The organism is Phaeobacter sp. JH204B, assembly GCF_048055755.1.
Taxonomy (GTDB): Bacteria; Pseudomonadota; Alphaproteobacteria; order Rhodobacterales; family Rhodobacteraceae; genus Phaeobacter; species Phaeobacter bryozoorum.
Genome location: NZ_JAYMXF010000009.1, coordinates 275,570 through 291,033 on the forward strand (window position 1 = coordinate 275,570; position 15,464 = coordinate 291,033).

A 15,464-nucleotide genomic window follows, 5' to 3' on the forward strand; every position below is an offset into this window, starting at 1 on the left:
GCTGCCCCTCTTACCAGCGGCGTTCAAAGCGGCGGCGCAGGATCACGGCCACTGTGTTCATGGTCACGAGGAAGATCAACAGGATGATGATACCGCCCCAGGCGCGTTCGTAAAATGCCGGATCGGCACGTTTTGCCCATTCGTAGATCTGCGCGGGCATGGCGGAATTCGGCGCCAGCAGGCCGTCGGCAATGGTTTCCGGCGCGTTGGAGGCGATGAAGCCCACCATGCCGATCAGCAGCAGCGGTGCGGTCTCGCCAAGGGCCTGCGCCAGCCCGATGATGGTGCCGGTGAGGATCCCCGGTGCCGCCAGCGGCAGCACATGGTGGAACACCGCCTGCATCCGCGAGGCCCCCACTCCCAGCGCCGCGTCGCGGATCGACGGCGGAACAGCCTTCAATGCGGCGCGGGTTGAGATGATCACCGTCGGCAGGGTCATCAGCGTCAGCACCAGACCGCCGACCAGCGGTGCCGACATCGGCAGGTGCATGTAGTTGATGAACACCGCAAGGCCGAGGATACCGAACACGATGGACGGCACCGCCGCCAGGTTGGAGATATTCACCTCGATCACGTCGGTGAGCCAGTTCTTCGGTGCAAATTCTTCAAGATAGATCGACGCCGCGACGCCAATCGGCAGCGCCAGCGCGAGCACCACCAGCATCATGAACAGCGACCCCATCATCGCAACCCCCATGCCCGCGGCTTCGGGGCGCGCGTCAGACGCATCCGCACCGGTGATGAAATCCAGGTTGAAGGTCTTGGCCACGATCCCAGCCGCAACCAAGGCATCGACCAGATCCAGCTGTTCGGAGGAAATGCTCTTGTCATTGGCGATGCTGTCACGGCTGACCCGGCCCTTGAGGTAGCCGTCGACACGGCTGGAGGCGAGGAAGCGGAACACAACCGTTTCGCCAATCTGGTCGGGGTTGGCCAGCACAAAGCTGCGCAGCTGCGCGGCGGCGTCCTTGGACAGGAGGCCCGCCAGTTCCTTGGGCTTGAGACCGGTTTGGATGCCAAGCTCGGCCACCTTGGTTTCCATCGCGTTCTTGATCAGCGGCGCGTAGCCAAAGGTGGTCACCTTCTTGATGGCCTCCAGATCACGGGTGCCGGATTTGTCGAGCTTGCTTTCCAGCAGCTCCACCTCAAGCGTGATGAAAGTCTGTTGAAAGGCACCGGTGCCCCGGCTGACGATGGTGAACACCAGCACAGCGAGCATCAGCAGGCCAACCGCGATTGCGGCCATGCCATAGCCGCGAAAGCGGCGCTCGGCGGCGTTGCGCTTTCGGGTGCGATCCGATTGCTGCAACAGCGAGCCTGCATGGCGCCGTTCGGCACCAGCGTTTGGCCCAGGAGTGTTTCCCGGAGTGTTTTGGCTGATATCGGTCATTAGTCGTACTGCTCCCGGTATTTGCGCACGATATAGAGCGCCAGGACATTCAGGCCGAGGGTCAGCACGAACAGCGTGAGCCCCAGAGCAAAGGCAACCAGCGTTTCGGGGCTGGCAAAATCCGTATCACCCGTCAGCTGGCTGACAATACGGGTGGTGATCGTGGTCATTGATTCCAGCGGGTTGAGCGAGAACTTGGCAATCGCCCCTGCCCCCATCACGACGATCATCGTCTCGCCAATGGCGCGTGAGGCCGCCAGCAGCACCGCGCCGACGATGCCCGGCAGCGCCGCCGGCAGGACCACCTGGCGGATGGTTTCCGATTTGGTGGCGCCAAGCCCGAGCGAGCCATCACGCATCGCCTGCGGCACTGCGTTGATAATGTCGTCAGAGAGCGAGGAAACAAAGGGGATCAGCATGATGCCCATCACCAGTCCGGCGGTCAGCACCGAGGTCGCACCACTCATCCATTCGACGCCCAGCAGGCCATCCTCACCCTGGCCAAAGACCTTGACCAGCAGCGGACCAACCGTCAGCAGCGCAAACAGGCCGTAAACGATGGTCGGAATACCTGCGAGGATTTCCAGCAGCGGTTTTGCAAATGCGCGCGTGGTGCTGCCGGCGTATTCTGACAGGTAGATGGCGGCAAACAGGCCCACAGGCACTGCGACAGCAAGGGCGATTGCAGAGATATAAAGCGTGCCCCACAGCAGCGGTAGGATCGACAGATCGCTGTCGCCGCGGAAATTCGGCGCCCATGTGGTGCCAAAGAAGAAATCTGACCAGGCGTGAAGGCCAAAGAAGTTGATGCTCTCAAACAGCATCGAGAAAACGATACCGACCGTGGTCAGGATCGCGAGGCTGGCCGCCAGAACCAGCAGTGCCATGATCCCCTGTTCCACCACATTGCGGGCGCGGAAATCCTTATGCGTGCGGCCATAGGCCCAGGCAAAGCCGACAATCGCCAGAAGACCGACGATCACCGACATGATGATCTGGCCTTTGTTTGACTGGCTGCGATAGCTCTGGGCCGCGCTCAGAACCTCCGGGCGGACTTCAGACCCGAGGGCGACGCCGATGTCGCCGAGGCGGGCACGAATATCCGTTTCACCGCTGTCGAGGCTGCGCGCCTCATCCGGCGAGAGCAGCCCCTGCGCCACCGCCTGATCCAGCCCGTCGGCAAGACGGCGCACGTCGCTCATCACCAGACCCAGAGTGGAGTTCTCCGGCACCATCTCGGCGGGGATCATCGCCGAGACGCGATTTTCGATCACCATGGGCTGGGCCAATGTCCAGATCGCCAACACGGCAAGGGCAGGCACCAGCGCGCTGAAGGCCACGTTGTGACCATAGTAGGCCGGCAGGGAATGCAACGCCTTGGCGTCGCCCCCGGCCGAAGCAAGCGCACGCTTGCGCCCAAGCACAAAGCCCAGCCCCGAAAGGGCGATCAGGGCAATAACGAGCCAGACTGTCGGCATCAGCTACTCCGTTTGAGTGGGGCGGAAACTCCGCTCCTGCGGCGTCGGACGCGCCGACATGCAGGGGTATTTCATTTGGTGGTCGTGAAATGGGCCGGGGCAACCCTAGATGCCCCGGCCCGTTGTCTCATTCTGGCCGAGCGATCAGGAATTGCCGCCCATGACCTCTTCTTCGGAAACCACGGCTTGTGTCTTGCTCAGCTCGGGGTCGGCAACCAGACCGTATTCCGCCAGCGGGCCATCGGGACCGGCAACTTCATCGGCGACGAAGAATTCAGCATATTCCTTCAGGCCGGGGATCACGCCGATATGGGCTTTCTTCACGTAGAAGAACAGCGGACGCGATACCGGGTATTCCCCTTCGGCAATGCTCTCGGTGGTGGGAACCACGCCGGACATGGTGGCAACCTGCAGCTTGTCGGTGTTGTTCTCGTAGAACGCCAGACCAAAGACACCGATACCGTCCTTGTTGGATTCAATCCGCGCCAGGGTCTCGGTGTAGTCGCCGTCGATGTCCACCGACACGCCATCGGTGCGCAGCGAGATGCAGGCTTTCTCGGCGGCTTTCTTCTTGGCCTTGTCGCTGTCGCCTTCGGCGTGGGCCAGCAGGTGTTCGAATGCGCCGGTGGCTTCACAGCCCGCCAGGATCACCTTGTCTTCGAAGACTTCACGGGTGCCGTGCTTGGTGCCGGGGATGAAGGCCTGGATGTTCTGTGCCGGGAAGGCGCTGTTGACGTCGGCCCAGGTCTTGTTCGGGTTGGCGACCATTTTGCCATCAACCAGGATTTCGTCGGAGAGCGCCAGGAACCAGTCGGTCGGCGTGTATTCAAAGGCGTTGCCTTTGATGTCATTGGCAAACACGATGCCGTCATAGCCGATCTGAACTTCGATGATGTCGGTCACGCCGTTTTCGGCGCAGGCCTTGATTTCCTTGTCCTTGATGCGGCGCGATGCGTTGGCCACGTCGATGGTGTTTTCACCAACACCTTCGCAGAACCGCTTGAGGCCAGCCGAGGACCCACCGGATTCGACAACCGGTGTCGGGAAGTCGAAGTTCTCGCCGAAGGCTTCGGCCACGATGGAGGCATAGGGCAGAACGGTCGAAGAACCGGCAACCTGAACCTGATCGCGCGCTGCCGCAGCAGTGGCAGAAACAGCCGAAATGGCCAGGGCGGATGCGGTGAGTTTCACAAAGGACATCTGTGTCTCCTTGGGTGTCAATTTTCAGGATCATCCCATGATGATCTTGCGCCCTCACCTAAGGGCGGCGCGTGAGCCTTTTGTGACAGCTATGTAACAGCTGTATGACAAACCCGGATTTCTGGCGGATTTTTGTGACAAAACGCTCCGGGTGCCCCGGTTTTTGTTAATCGCTGGCGGCTGTTGGCGCGGCTTAGGCCACATCGGCGCCCCGGTGGCCGGCTCAGCGCGGCAGGATGACGGTAAAGACGGTGCCAGTGGCGGCGCTGCTTTCAACCCGCAGGCGGCCGCGATGGCGGTTGACGATATGTTTGACAATCGCCAGCCCCAGACCGGTGCCGCCCTGCTCTCGGGATCGGTGGGTATCCACCCTGTAGAACCGTTCGGTCAGGCGCGGCAGATGCACGGGGTCGATCCCGCTGCCGTTGTCGATTACCTCGACCCTGACAGCAGCGGCGCGGACCGCCGGATCACGATCACGGGTCCGCAACCGCAGCGTGACGTGATCGCCGCCATATTTGATCGCGTTCTCAACCAGATTGGTGAAGACCTGCTGCAACTGGTCTGGATCGCCGGTAACGGCGGTTGGCGTCTCCGGTATGTCGAGCGTCAGCTGCACCTCGGCGGCCTCTGCAACCGGCTCCAGCGATTTCAGGGTCGAGGCCAGATGAGCGCCCAGATCCAGTTGTTCGCGCGGGCGCACCCGCTCCTCGCTTTCGACCCGGTTCAGCGACAGAAGATCACCAACCAGCCGGTTCATCCGATTGGCTTCATCCTGCATGATCTGCAAAAACCGATCCCGTGCCGCAGCATCATCGCGTGCAGGGCCGCGCAGCGTTTCGATAAACCCCATAAGCGCAGTGAGCGGCGTACGCAGTTCATGGCTGACATTGGCGACAAAATCACGCCGCATCTGGCTCGCCTGCTCGCGCTCGGTGATATCCGTGAGGCTGATCAGCGCCGCGCCGCCATTCACGGCGCCGATGCCCGGCACATAGCGCAGGGCCACCTCAAACGTGGTGTCCTGTGCGCCATCATTGGACAGGTGACGCGCGGTTTTGGCGCTGCGGTCGTAAAGGCAGCTTTCGATCGCCGTGGCCACATTGGGCTGGCGCAGGATGGTGGCGAAATGGCGCCCGACCAGATTGGCGCCCAGCAGCGTGGTCGCCGCCGCATTTGCGGCGATGAACCTTTCGCTTTGATCGACCAGCACAGCTGGCAAGGGGATGGCCTCCATGAAACCGTTAATCAGATCGTCAGTCATGTGCCCCTCGCGTTTTAGCTGTGCCGGCCGTGTTACAAATCAATTGTAACTATGACATGGCAGCCGCGACCGCTTCGGTGAAGACAGCGCAGAGCGTTGCCGGATCCTCAAGCCCGACCGAGACGCGGAAGAACCCTTCGCTCAGCCCCAGTTTTGCGCGATCCTCCGCGCTAAGGGCGCGGTGCGAGGAAGAGGCCGGATGCGACAGCGTTGTGCCCACATCGCCCAGGGTCGGGGCAAAGTTCAGCCCATCTGCCGCTCGGGTAAAGGCATTGGCGGCAGCGCGCCCGCCCTCAAGCTCGAAGCTGACCATATTGCAGCCCCTGCCCTCCAACAGCGCCATTGCGCGCTCGTGATCGGGATGATCCTTGCGGGTCGGGTAGATCACCCGCTTCACCCCCGGCAGCCCCGCCAGATGGTCCGCCAGCGTCACCGCCGTGGCCTGGGCGCGTTCAAACCGCAGCTCGAACGAGAGCATGCCGCGTTCGGCGAGCCAGCAGTCGAACGGGCTGGGCGTCATGCCGGTGGTCACCACATAGACGCTGAGACGGGTGTTGATCTCAGGATCCTTGGCCACGACATAACCGAGCATCACATCGGAATGGCCGGCCAGCAGCTTGGTGATTGAATGAATGACGATATCGGCGCCGTGGTCAAAGGGACGAAAGCCCCGCGGTGTGGTAAAGGTATTGTCCACCACCAAGAGAATATCGCGATCCTTGCAGAGCTGGGCCAGCCCGTCGATATCGGCGACGGCAAGCGTCGGGTTTGACACCGCCTCGACCAGGATCATCTTGGTTTCGGGGCGGATCGCGGCCTCCACTGCGGCCACATCACCGGGATTGGCCAAAGTGGTTTCAATGCCCAGACGCGGCAGATCCTCGGCCATCAGGCGCATCGACCGCCCGTAGAGCTGATTGCCGCCAATCACGTGATCGCCGGTTTTCAGCAGGCCCAGCAGAACGGCCGAAACCGCCGCCATGCCGGAGCCGGTCACGACACCGCCGGGCATACCTTCCATCGCATCCAGCCGCTTGGCGACCACATCGGCATTGGGATGGCCTTCGCGGGAGTAGGTATAGCCGTGCACCCGCCCTTCGTACTGGTCATCAAGCGCATCCGGCGTTTCGCTGGCATAGACCACCGACGGGCTGAGCGGTGTCACAACCGGATGGCTCGCGCTGAAGGGCAAGGGATCTGGCCGCATCAGCGACCCTTTGGAATTTCTCACGTGTCAGACCTCTGTCAGTTCGTCGCGAAAACGACGCATGTTTTCCTGGTAGTGCTCAGCGCTCTGGCGCAGCGACTGCACCAGAGCCTCGTCAACATCCCGGACAATCTTGCCGGGTGCGCCCATGACCAGAGAGTTATCTGGGATTTCTTTATTCTCTGTGATCAGGGCGCCCGCACCGATCAGGCAGTTCTTGCCGATCCTGGCACCGTTCAGAATGGTCGCACCCATTCCGATCAGGGAGTTGTCGCCGATGGTGCAGCCATGCAGCATCACCTTGTGGCCGATGGTGCAGTTTTCACCAATGGTCAGCGGGTAGCCTGCGTCAATGTGCATGACGCAGTTTTCCTGCACGTTGGAGCCGCGACCGATACGGATCTCTTCGTGATCGGCCCGGATGGTGGTGCCAAACCAGACCGAGGCCCCCTCCTCCAGCACCACAAGGCCAATCAGGTTGGCGTCGGGCGCGACCCAGGTGTCGGCGTGGATATTCGGGGTCTTGTCGCCCAGGGCATAGATGGTCATGACAGCTCCTCAAATTCGCTTTGCAGGCCGCGCACGTGGTCCATCAGATGCGGCTGCTGGATCCGGCGCAGGCGGGTGGCGGTGATAATTGTCTTCAGCTGTGTCTCGGTCGCGTCGAGGTCATCGTTGATCAGCACGTGGTCATAGCTGCCCCAGTGGCTGATCTCGTCCCAGCTTTTCTCCATCCGGCGGGTGATCGTAGCGGCATCGTCCTGCGCCCGGCTTTCCAGACGACGGCGCAACTCCAAGATCGAGGGGGGCAGCAGAAAGATCGACAGCGTGTGCTGGCCCAGATCTGAGTTGCGGATCTGCTGGGCGCCCTGCCAGTCGATATCAAAAAGCACGTCGCGCCCGCTATCAATCGCCGCCTTTACCGGCCCCTTGGGCGAGCCGTAGAAATTGCCGAACACATGAGCGTGTTCCAGCATGTCGCCTTCGCTCACCGCAGTTTTGAAGGCATCGGTGGTGATAAAATGATAGTCCTGCCCATCCACCTCGCCCGGGCGCGGGTTGCGCGTGGTGGCGGAGACGGAGAATTCGATGCTGGGATCCCAGGACCGCAGTCGTTTTGCCAATGTGGATTTCCCGGCCCCCGAGGGCGAAGAAAGGATGATCAACAGGCCGCGCCGATCTGCCATGGCGTGCTCTCCTTATGTCTTATGACGTTGTTGTTATTCTGTGTCGTTATTCGATGTTCTGGACCTGCTCGCGCATCTGGTCGATCACCGCCTTCAGCTCAAGCCCGACCGCCGTCAGATCGCTGTTCTGCGCTTTTGCGCAGAGTGTGTTGGCCTCGCGGTTGAATTCCTGCATCAGGAAATCCAGTTTGCGCCCGACCGCCCCGCCCTTGGCCAGAAGGTCACGCGCTGCCGCAACATGGGCGGTGAGCCGGTCCAATTCTTCGGTGACGTCGGATTTTACCGCCAGAAGCGCCAGTTCCTGCGCCAGACGGGTTTCATCGACGCCGTCGCTGTTGTCCAGAACCCGCGCAAGATTGGTCCGCAGGTTTGCGGCAACCTCATCCTTGCGCGCCTCGGCGCGGCGTGCGGCCTCATCGCGCAGCGTGCTGATCTGGTCCAGTTGGTCCATTAGCACGGTCTTCAGCGCGGCGCCCTCGCTGGCGCGCATGTTAACAAAGTCGGACAGGATTGCGGCGAAATCTGCGCTCAGTGCCGCCACGATCGGGGCGGGATCATCGGCACTGCTGGCCTGCTCCAACACGCCGCGCTGCGCCAGAAGATCGGCCGCCGTGGTCTGTGCCAGCACGATGCCCGCCGCATCGGCCTGACGCTCCACTTCGGCAATTGCCTGCAACAGCGATGCCAGCGCCGGCTGGTTGATCTCAAGCGCGCTTGCGGCGGCTTCGCTGCGGCTGATGCGCAGGGTCATGGAGACGTTGCCGCGCGACAGCGCCTTGCTCAATTGGCCACGCAGGTTGGTCTCAAGCCCCTCCAGCCAGTCCGGAATGCGCAGCCGCAGATCCAGCCCCTTGGCGTTGACCGAGCGCAATTCGCACGACCAGCTATGGGCGCCGATGCTGCCCTGTCCCGCTGCAAAGCTCGTCATTGAATGGATGGTCATGTCCTGCTGCCCTCCGAGGCGCCCAAGGCGCAGTTTTGCGTGGTCAAAGGTTTACAAACGGGCAGCCGACAAGTCCATAAGCGCGCGGTCCTATCCTAAAGTGTTAACCATTGATTAAAGAAGTAGTCCAAAATTGAATAAGATTGTGGCATGTTAACTTCAGGATAACCAATTCGGCATTAATCGTTAGGCAACCAACTTTAGCTTGGCGCATGACCCAGCCGGATCCAGCGAGGATGACAGCGATGTTTTTTGGCGGCCGCAAAGATAACGATCAGACCGATGGTCAAACTAAGGTTGTGGCAATGGACCGGTTCCGTGCTGCGGGATCGCTGTCGCCCATGCGTCAGGCGGAGGCCTATTGGACTGCCCTGCGCCGGGGTGATGACATTCCCAGCCGGTCGCAGATTGACCCGCGCGGGCTGGAGAACATCCTGCCCCAGACCTTTATTCTGGAACGGATCGCGCCCGGTATCGCCCGGTTCCGTCTGGCCGGACAGCGGGTGAATGAAATGGCTGGCATGGAAGTGCGCGGCATGCCGATCACCGCTTTCTTCACACCGGAGGCGCGCAAACAGATGAGCGCGGCAATGGAAACCATGTTCGACACGCCCGCCATCATCGAACTGACGCTTCAGACCGAAAACAACCGTCTGCGCGGCGCACGTGAGGCGCGTATGCTGCTGCTGCCGCTGCGCAGCGATCTGGGCGACATCAGCCGTGCGCTGGGTGTTTTCATCTCCGAAGGCAACCCGACCGGCACGTCACAGCGGTTCTCCATCACCGAAACAAAGATCCGTCAGGTCAGCCATAAGGGCGACACGCCCTTTAAGGCCAAGCCACGCGCCGCTGATCCGGTCGCACCCCAGCGTAAACCGCAGGACGTCAACACACCCAATCCGGGGTTTGCCGAGACGCAGGCGCGGTTTGAGCCAGAGCCGAGCGTGATGACCGAAGCGCGTTCGCTGATTGAGCGCAGCCGCCAGATGTCGAGCGCGAAGGACGTGGCGCCAAAGACCGAAAAACAGCCCGCCAAGAAGCGCGGCAGCCACCTGCGACTGGTGGTCAGCAAAGACTGAGGCCTGAGACGGCACAGCATATTCCCGAGATACTTTCGCGCTACTGGACATAGCTAGAAAGCAGACGCCCCGCGACAGAAGGTCCGGGGCGTTTCCCTTTTGTCAGATGCGCAAACGACGCTGTCGCCATGTCCAAGGTGCTGCGCCCACGGGGCTGGTGGCGCCTTGCGGATCGCTGCCGAAACTCTGGCTAAGGTGCATCAGCAACTTCTCCCAACCCTTTGAATAAAAAGACCCTCACCCGGATGGGGTGAGGGTCCATTGCTAGGTGCCATCCTGATGATCAGGGTGGATCTGTGGGTGATCAGCCGGCTTGACGCTCCGCGGTGCGGGCGCGCAGCTGCGAGACTTCTTCCGCAACGAGGAAGGCCAGCTCCAGCGACTGGCTGGCGTTCAGGCGCGGGTCGCAGGCCGTGTGATAACGGTCGCTGAGATCCTCATCGGTGACGGCGCGCACGCCGCCGGTGCATTCGGTGACGTCCTGACCGGTCATCTCGAAATGCACGCCGCCCGGGATGGTGCCCTCTGCGGTGTGGATCGCAAAGAAGTCGCGAACCTCGCGCAGCACGCTCTCAAACGGGCGGGTCTTGTAGCCGGTGGAGGATTTGATGGTGTTGCCGTGCATCGGGTCGCAGACCCAGGTCACCTTGGCGCCCTCTTCCTGAACCGCCTTGATCAGGCGTGGCAGGTGTTCGCCGGCTTTGCCTGCGCCAAAGCGTGCGATCAGGGTCAGACGACCTTCCTCATTCTCCGGGTTCAGCTTGGCCATCAGAACCTTCAGATCCTCAGCCGTTGTGGTCGGTCCACATTTCAGACCAATCGGGTTCAGCACGCCGCTGCAGAATTCCACGTGTGCGCCATCCGGTTGACGGGTCCGGTCACCGATCCACAGCATGTGGCCGGAGCCGGCCAGCCATTTGCCGGAGGTCGAATCCAGACGGGTCAGCGCCTCTTCATACTCCAGCAGCAAACCTTCGTGGCTGGTGTAGAATTCAACCGACTGCAAGGTGTGCGCGGTATCATTGTTGATGCCGGCCGCCTTCATGAAGTCGAGCGTATCGGTGATGCGATTCGCCATTTCACGATAGCTTTCGGCCTTCTCGCCCTCGGTAAAGCCCAGCGTCCAGGCGTGGACCTGGTTCACATCGGCATAACCGCCGGTCGAGAACGCCCGGATCAGGTTCAGCGTCGCGGCGGCCTGAGTATAGGCCTGTAGCATCCGCTGCGGGTCCGGCACGCGGGAGGCCTCGGTGAAGGCCAGATCGTTGATGATGTCACCGCGGTAGCTGGGCAGCTCGACGCCATTCACGGTCTCTGTCGGTGCGCTGCGGGGTTTGGCGAACTGGCCCGCCATGCGGCCGACCTTGATCACCGGCACCTTGGCACCGTAGGTTAGCACCATCGCCATCTGCAACATCACCTTGAAGGTATCGCGGATCGCATCGGCGCTGAACTGATCGAAGCTTTCGGCGCAGTCGCCGCCCTGAAGCAGGAATGCCTCGCCCCGGCCGGCCGCGCCGAGGTGTTGTTTCAGCCGTCGCGCCTCACCGGCAAATACCAGCGGCGGATATTTTGACAGCTGAGCCTCAACAGCCGACAGCGCGTCGGCGTTGGTATATTCTGGCATTTGCACCCGCGGTTTTTGGCGCCAGGTCGATTTTTGCCACTCACTCATAGCTGTGTCTCCGCATAAGAGGTCTCAAAGTTAACGAACGCCATCTATACGAAATCACACTCCGGCTGACCAGTTTAGATTTGCAAAGTCTTGACGACACCGCGAAGCTATGAACACGGTGCCCGAATTTCGCAAAATCCGCCCTTGCGAAGAACAGAAATATTGAATGAGGACGCTGGCCATGCAGACGCAGAGCAAGCCAACACCAAGCCCGACCAAAGGGCCCCAATCCCGGCGTTATGCCTTTGTTTTGCTTGACCGTTTTACGATGCTGTCTTTTGCCTCGGCGCTGGAATGTCTGCGAATTGCCAACCGGATGATTGGCCGCGAGGTCTACACCTGGATGCTCTTGGCCGAAGGCGGCGGCACGGTCAGCTGTTCGGCCGGAACATCCTTTCAGGTGGATGACGACCTGATCGAACTCCAGCGCGATGACACAATTCTGTTGTGCTCCGGTATTTCGGTGCAGGAAGCCACCACAAAAAAACTGCTGTCGTGGCTGCGTCGCGAAGCGCGCAAGGGGTTGAAGGTTGGCGGGCTGTGCACGGCGTCATATGCGCTGGCGCGCGCGGGCCTGCTGGATGGCAGACGTGCCACGATTCACTGGGAGAATGCCGACAGTTTCAACGAGGAGTTTGACGAGGTCGAGCTGACCAAATCGGTCTTTGTCATCGACGGCAACCGGATGTCGACAGCCGGCGGCACCTCCTCCATCGACCTGATGCTGAAGCTGATTGCCAATGATCACGGCGAGGATATCGCCAATTCGGTGGCCGATCAGCTCATCTATTCATCGATTCGGACCGATCAGGACACGCAGCGCCTGTCGATCCCGACCCGGATCGGGGTGCGCCACCCCAAATTGTCGATGGTGATCCAGATGATGGAAGCCAATATCGAGGAGCCGATCAGCCCCTCGATTCTGGCGCAGAATGTCGGCATGTCGACCCGCCAGCTGGAGCGGCTGTTCCGTCGCTATCTCAACCGATCTCCCAAACGCTATTATATGGAACTGCGGTTGCAGAAGGCGCGCAACCTTTTGATGCAGACCGATATGAGTGTGATCAATGTGGCGCTTGCCTGCGGGTTTGCATCACCTTCGCATTTCTCCAAATGCTACCGGGCGCATTACGACACGACGCCTTATCGCGAACGCGGCAGCAAATCGGCCCCGCCGACGTTGTGACCCGCGCCCCTAACGGATCAGGCCTATGCCGGATCGGCCCGGGGTCCGGTTCGCGCCGGTTCAGCGCGACAGGCGGTAGAGCGCGCCATTGGTCTCGGACAGGAACCAGATGCTACCGTCCGGGGCCTCGCGCAGGTCCCGGATCCGTCCTGTCTCATCGCCCCTGATCTGCTCAACCTCCGCCAGTGGTTGCCCGGAGAGCCGCGCGATATAGCCGAACTTGAGCGAGCCGACAAAGATATCACCGCGCCAGTCCGGCCACATGCTGCCGGAATACACCAGCAGGTTTGAGGGCGCCATCGAGGGGTCCCAATAGTGGGCCGGCTGCTTCAGGCCCGGCTTTGTGGTCCCTTCGCCGATTTTCAGCCCTGAATAATGCCGGCCGTAGGCGATGACCGGCCAGCCGTAATTTGCGCCTTTCTCGATCAGATTGACCTCATCCCCGCCACGGGCGCCATGTTCAACAGACCAGAGCTGGCCATCGGCGGCAAAGGTCAGTCCCTGGGGGTTGCGATGCCCGTAGGACCAGATTTCCGGCTGCGCCCCTTTCTGTTTGGTAAAGGGGTTGTCGCGCGGGACGGATCCGTCGGGATTCAAACGCAGAATGCTGCCCTGATGTGAGGTGAGGGATTGGGCAGATGGCCGGTCGCCGCGATCACCCAGAGTGACATAGAGAGTTCCGTCAGGCCCTTCTGCCAGCCGCGATCCGAAATGGCGCCCACTGTCGGCGGGTGGCGCGGCGACGAAGATGTCCCGCAGCCCCTCAAGCTGGGTGTTGCGCCGGGCGAGCTGCCCGGTGGCCACCGCTGTGGCAGAGCCTCTTCCAAGCCGTTTCGAATAAGAGAGATATATCCGCCGGGTTCTGCCAAAATTGCGCGGAATCAACACGTCCAGCAGCCCGCCCTGCCCCTGATCGAGCACTTTCGGAGTGCCTTTGACGCGGGTCAGACGGCCCGCCGCCAGGTGCAACAGGTCACCGTCTTTTTCAGTGATCAGCACCGAGCCATCAGGCAGGAAATCAAAAGCCCATGGGATATCCAGCCCGTGGGCCATCCGCTCTACCTTCAACACTCCGTGATCGCTGCTCAGCGTCTGTGCCGAGACCGCGGTGCCAACGGTGGCCAGCAGGGTTAATGCGATAAAGCGCTGTGCCAGGGATGCCAGCATCGGCCGGATCTGTCGCGTCTGGCCGGTCGGTCTTTCCGGCTGACAAGCCGACGATTGCCGTCGCCGGGGTCGCATCGCCTGACACGATGGGTTGACTTGGAGCACTCTAATAACAGACCTCCCCATATGCATGACGCCTCCTGCGCAATTCCGTGATCAGACCCTGGGGGGAGCGGTCCAATGGCTCATATTCATGCTATTCGACCGAATTTAGCGCGAATTTTCTATTTGGCCAGCTTTTGCGCCGCCCGGCATGAAATGCGACGCGGATCTGGGGACTTGCGACGAGCGCTGCGGTGAGCTGATCCCCGATGCCACAGGGGCGAGCGGCCGTTGGGTCATCTACCCTATTGGGAACATTCCATTCTCCGTAACCGGGGCGAAAAAACCTGCGACATGTTGGCGCTAGAGGACTTCCCTTTTTTACCACGCTTGCCTAGGGTCCGATTTGAACAAATATGTTCCAACAAATGGGAGTTCACAAAAATGAAAAAAATGATGATGGCGACAGCCGCCGCTGCCCTGACTGCTGGCACTGCGTTTGCGGGTGGCCACGCCAAGGAAGTGAAGCTGGGTGTGCTTCTCGGCTTTACCGGGCCGATCGAATCCCTCGCCCCGGCCATGGGTTCCGGCGCTGAGCTGGCGATGGAGGAAGTGACTAAATCCGGCAAGCTGCTTGATGCGGCGACTGTCATTCCGGTGCGCGCAGACACCGGCTGTATCGACAATGGTCTGGCGACTGCAAACGGCGAGAAGCTGGTTGCTGACGGTGTCAACGGCATCATCGGCGGTGACTGCTCCGGCGTGACCGGCGCGATCCTGCAGAACGTCGCGATCCCGAACGGCATGGTGATGATCTCGCCGTCGGCCACCTCGCCCGGCCTGTCGACCATGGAAGACAACGACCTGTTCTTCCGCACCTCGCCCTCCGATGCCCGCGAAGGCCAGGTGATGGCCGAAGTGCTGAAAGAGCGCGGCGTCAACTCCATCGCCCTGACCTATACCAACAACGACTACGGCAAAGGTCTGGCCGACGCGATCAAAACCTCCTTTGAGGAAGTCGGCGGTGAAGTCACCATCGTGACCGCGCATGAAGACGGCAAGGGCGACTATTCCGCAGAAGTCGCCGCACTGGCGTCCGCTGGCGGCGATATTCTGGTTGTTGCCGGCTACCTGGATCAGGGCGGCCTGGGCATCATTCAGGCCTCGCTCGACTCCGGTGCCTATGACACCTTCGGTCTGCCCGGTGGCATGATCGGTGACACCCTGCCCAAGAACATCGGCCCGGATCTTGATGGCTCCTTTGGCCAGATTGCCGGTTCCGATAGCGAAGGTGCGGCGATCTATGCTGAGCTGGCCAAAGCCGCAGGTTTCGACGGCACCTCCGCCTATTCCCCGGAGAGCTATGACGCTGCCGCGCTGTTCATGCTGGCAATGCAGGCCGCAAACTCCAAGGATCCGGCCGACTATGGCTCCAAGATCCTTGAAGTAGCCAATGCGCCCGGTGAGAAGATCAACCCCGGCGAGCTGGGCAAGGCCCTGGAAATCCTCGCGAATGGCGGCGACATCGACTATGAGGGTGCGACTGGCGTAGAACTGATCGGCCCCGGTGAGAGCGCAGGCTCCTACCGCGAGATCGAAGTCAAGGACGGCGCCAACGCCACCGTGAAATTCCGCTGATCCCGTAA

13 protein-coding genes are annotated in these 15,464 nt (G+C 61.2%); 3 read left to right on the plus strand and 10 right to left on the minus strand.

Going from position 1 to position 15,464, the window contains the following annotated elements:
• Positions 1-10: 10 nt before the first annotated feature.
• The 8 genes from pstA to VXL81_RS05475 all read right to left on the minus strand — a co-directional run bounded on the left by pstA (position 11) and on the right by VXL81_RS05475 (position 8,669).
• Positions 11-1,390: a phosphate ABC transporter permease PstA gene (gene pstA / locus VXL81_RS05440; protein WP_416534937.1), complete on the minus strand. Its 1,380-nt coding sequence runs from the start codon at positions 1,388-1,390 to the stop codon at positions 11-13.
• On the minus strand, positions 1,390-2,868 hold the full coding sequence (gene pstC, locus VXL81_RS05445) for a phosphate ABC transporter permease subunit PstC (protein WP_340545575.1): 1,479 nt from the start codon (positions 2,866-2,868) through the stop codon (positions 1,390-1,392). Before pstC ends, pstA begins: the two co-directional genes overlap by 1 nt.
• Before the next feature lie 144 nt (positions 2,869-3,012).
• A complete protein-coding gene (locus VXL81_RS05450) occupies positions 3,013-4,068 on the minus strand; it encodes a substrate-binding domain-containing protein (protein WP_340545576.1) in 1,056 nt (351 codons plus the stop codon).
• Between the two features lie 223 nt (positions 4,069-4,291).
• The gene (locus tag VXL81_RS05455) at positions 4,292-5,332 is read right to left on the minus strand and encodes a sensor histidine kinase (RefSeq protein WP_340545577.1); all 1,041 of its coding nucleotides are present in this window, start codon (positions 5,330-5,332) and stop codon (positions 4,292-4,294) included.
• 49 nt (positions 5,333-5,381) lie between these two features.
• Entirely contained in the window at positions 5,382-6,539 is a 1,158-nt protein-coding gene (locus VXL81_RS05460) for a trans-sulfuration enzyme family protein (protein WP_340545578.1), read from the minus strand.
• Between the two features lie 27 nt (positions 6,540-6,566).
• Positions 6,567-7,088, minus strand: coding sequence for a gamma carbonic anhydrase family protein (locus VXL81_RS05465; protein WP_340545579.1), 522 nt, complete (start codon positions 7,086-7,088; stop codon positions 6,567-6,569).
• Positions 7,085-7,726: a guanylate kinase gene (gene gmk / locus VXL81_RS05470; RefSeq protein WP_416534934.1), complete on the minus strand. Its 642-nt coding sequence runs from the start codon at positions 7,724-7,726 to the stop codon at positions 7,085-7,087. The genes VXL81_RS05465 and gmk overlap by 4 nt, the downstream gene beginning before the upstream one ends.
• Before the next feature lie 46 nt (positions 7,727-7,772).
• Positions 7,773-8,669 (minus strand): YicC/YloC family endoribonuclease, encoded by an 897-nt coding sequence (locus tag VXL81_RS05475; protein WP_340545581.1) that lies wholly within the window; start codon positions 8,667-8,669, stop codon positions 7,773-7,775.
• A 245-nt stretch (positions 8,670-8,914) separates the two neighbouring features.
• Here VXL81_RS05475 and VXL81_RS05480 point away from each other — a divergent pair, with 245 nt between their 5' ends.
• Positions 8,915-9,748 (plus strand): PAS domain-containing protein, encoded by an 834-nt coding sequence (locus tag VXL81_RS05480; RefSeq protein WP_416553241.1) that lies wholly within the window; start codon positions 8,915-8,917, stop codon positions 9,746-9,748.
• A 304-nt stretch (positions 9,749-10,052) separates the two neighbouring features.
• Here VXL81_RS05480 and VXL81_RS05485 read toward each other — a convergent pair whose 3' ends face one another.
• Positions 10,053-11,423, minus strand: coding sequence for a class II 3-deoxy-7-phosphoheptulonate synthase (locus tag VXL81_RS05485; RefSeq protein WP_340545582.1), 1,371 nt, complete (start codon positions 11,421-11,423; stop codon positions 10,053-10,055).
• 181 nt (positions 11,424-11,604) lie between these two features.
• Between VXL81_RS05485 and VXL81_RS05490 the strand changes: the two genes are divergently transcribed.
• Positions 11,605-12,609, plus strand: coding sequence for a GlxA family transcriptional regulator (locus VXL81_RS05490; RefSeq protein WP_340545583.1), 1,005 nt, complete (start codon positions 11,605-11,607; stop codon positions 12,607-12,609).
• A gap of 60 nt (positions 12,610-12,669) precedes the next feature.
• Here VXL81_RS05490 and VXL81_RS05495 read toward each other — a convergent pair whose 3' ends face one another.
• Positions 12,670-13,776 (minus strand): PQQ-dependent sugar dehydrogenase, encoded by a 1,107-nt coding sequence (locus VXL81_RS05495; RefSeq protein WP_416553213.1) that lies wholly within the window; start codon positions 13,774-13,776, stop codon positions 12,670-12,672.
• A gap of 486 nt (positions 13,777-14,262) precedes the next feature.
• Between VXL81_RS05495 and VXL81_RS05500 the strand changes: the two genes are divergently transcribed.
• Positions 14,263-15,456 (plus strand): ABC transporter substrate-binding protein, encoded by a 1,194-nt coding sequence (locus VXL81_RS05500; RefSeq protein ID WP_416534929.1) that lies wholly within the window; start codon positions 14,263-14,265, stop codon positions 15,454-15,456.
• Positions 15,457-15,464 lie beyond the last annotated feature (8 nt).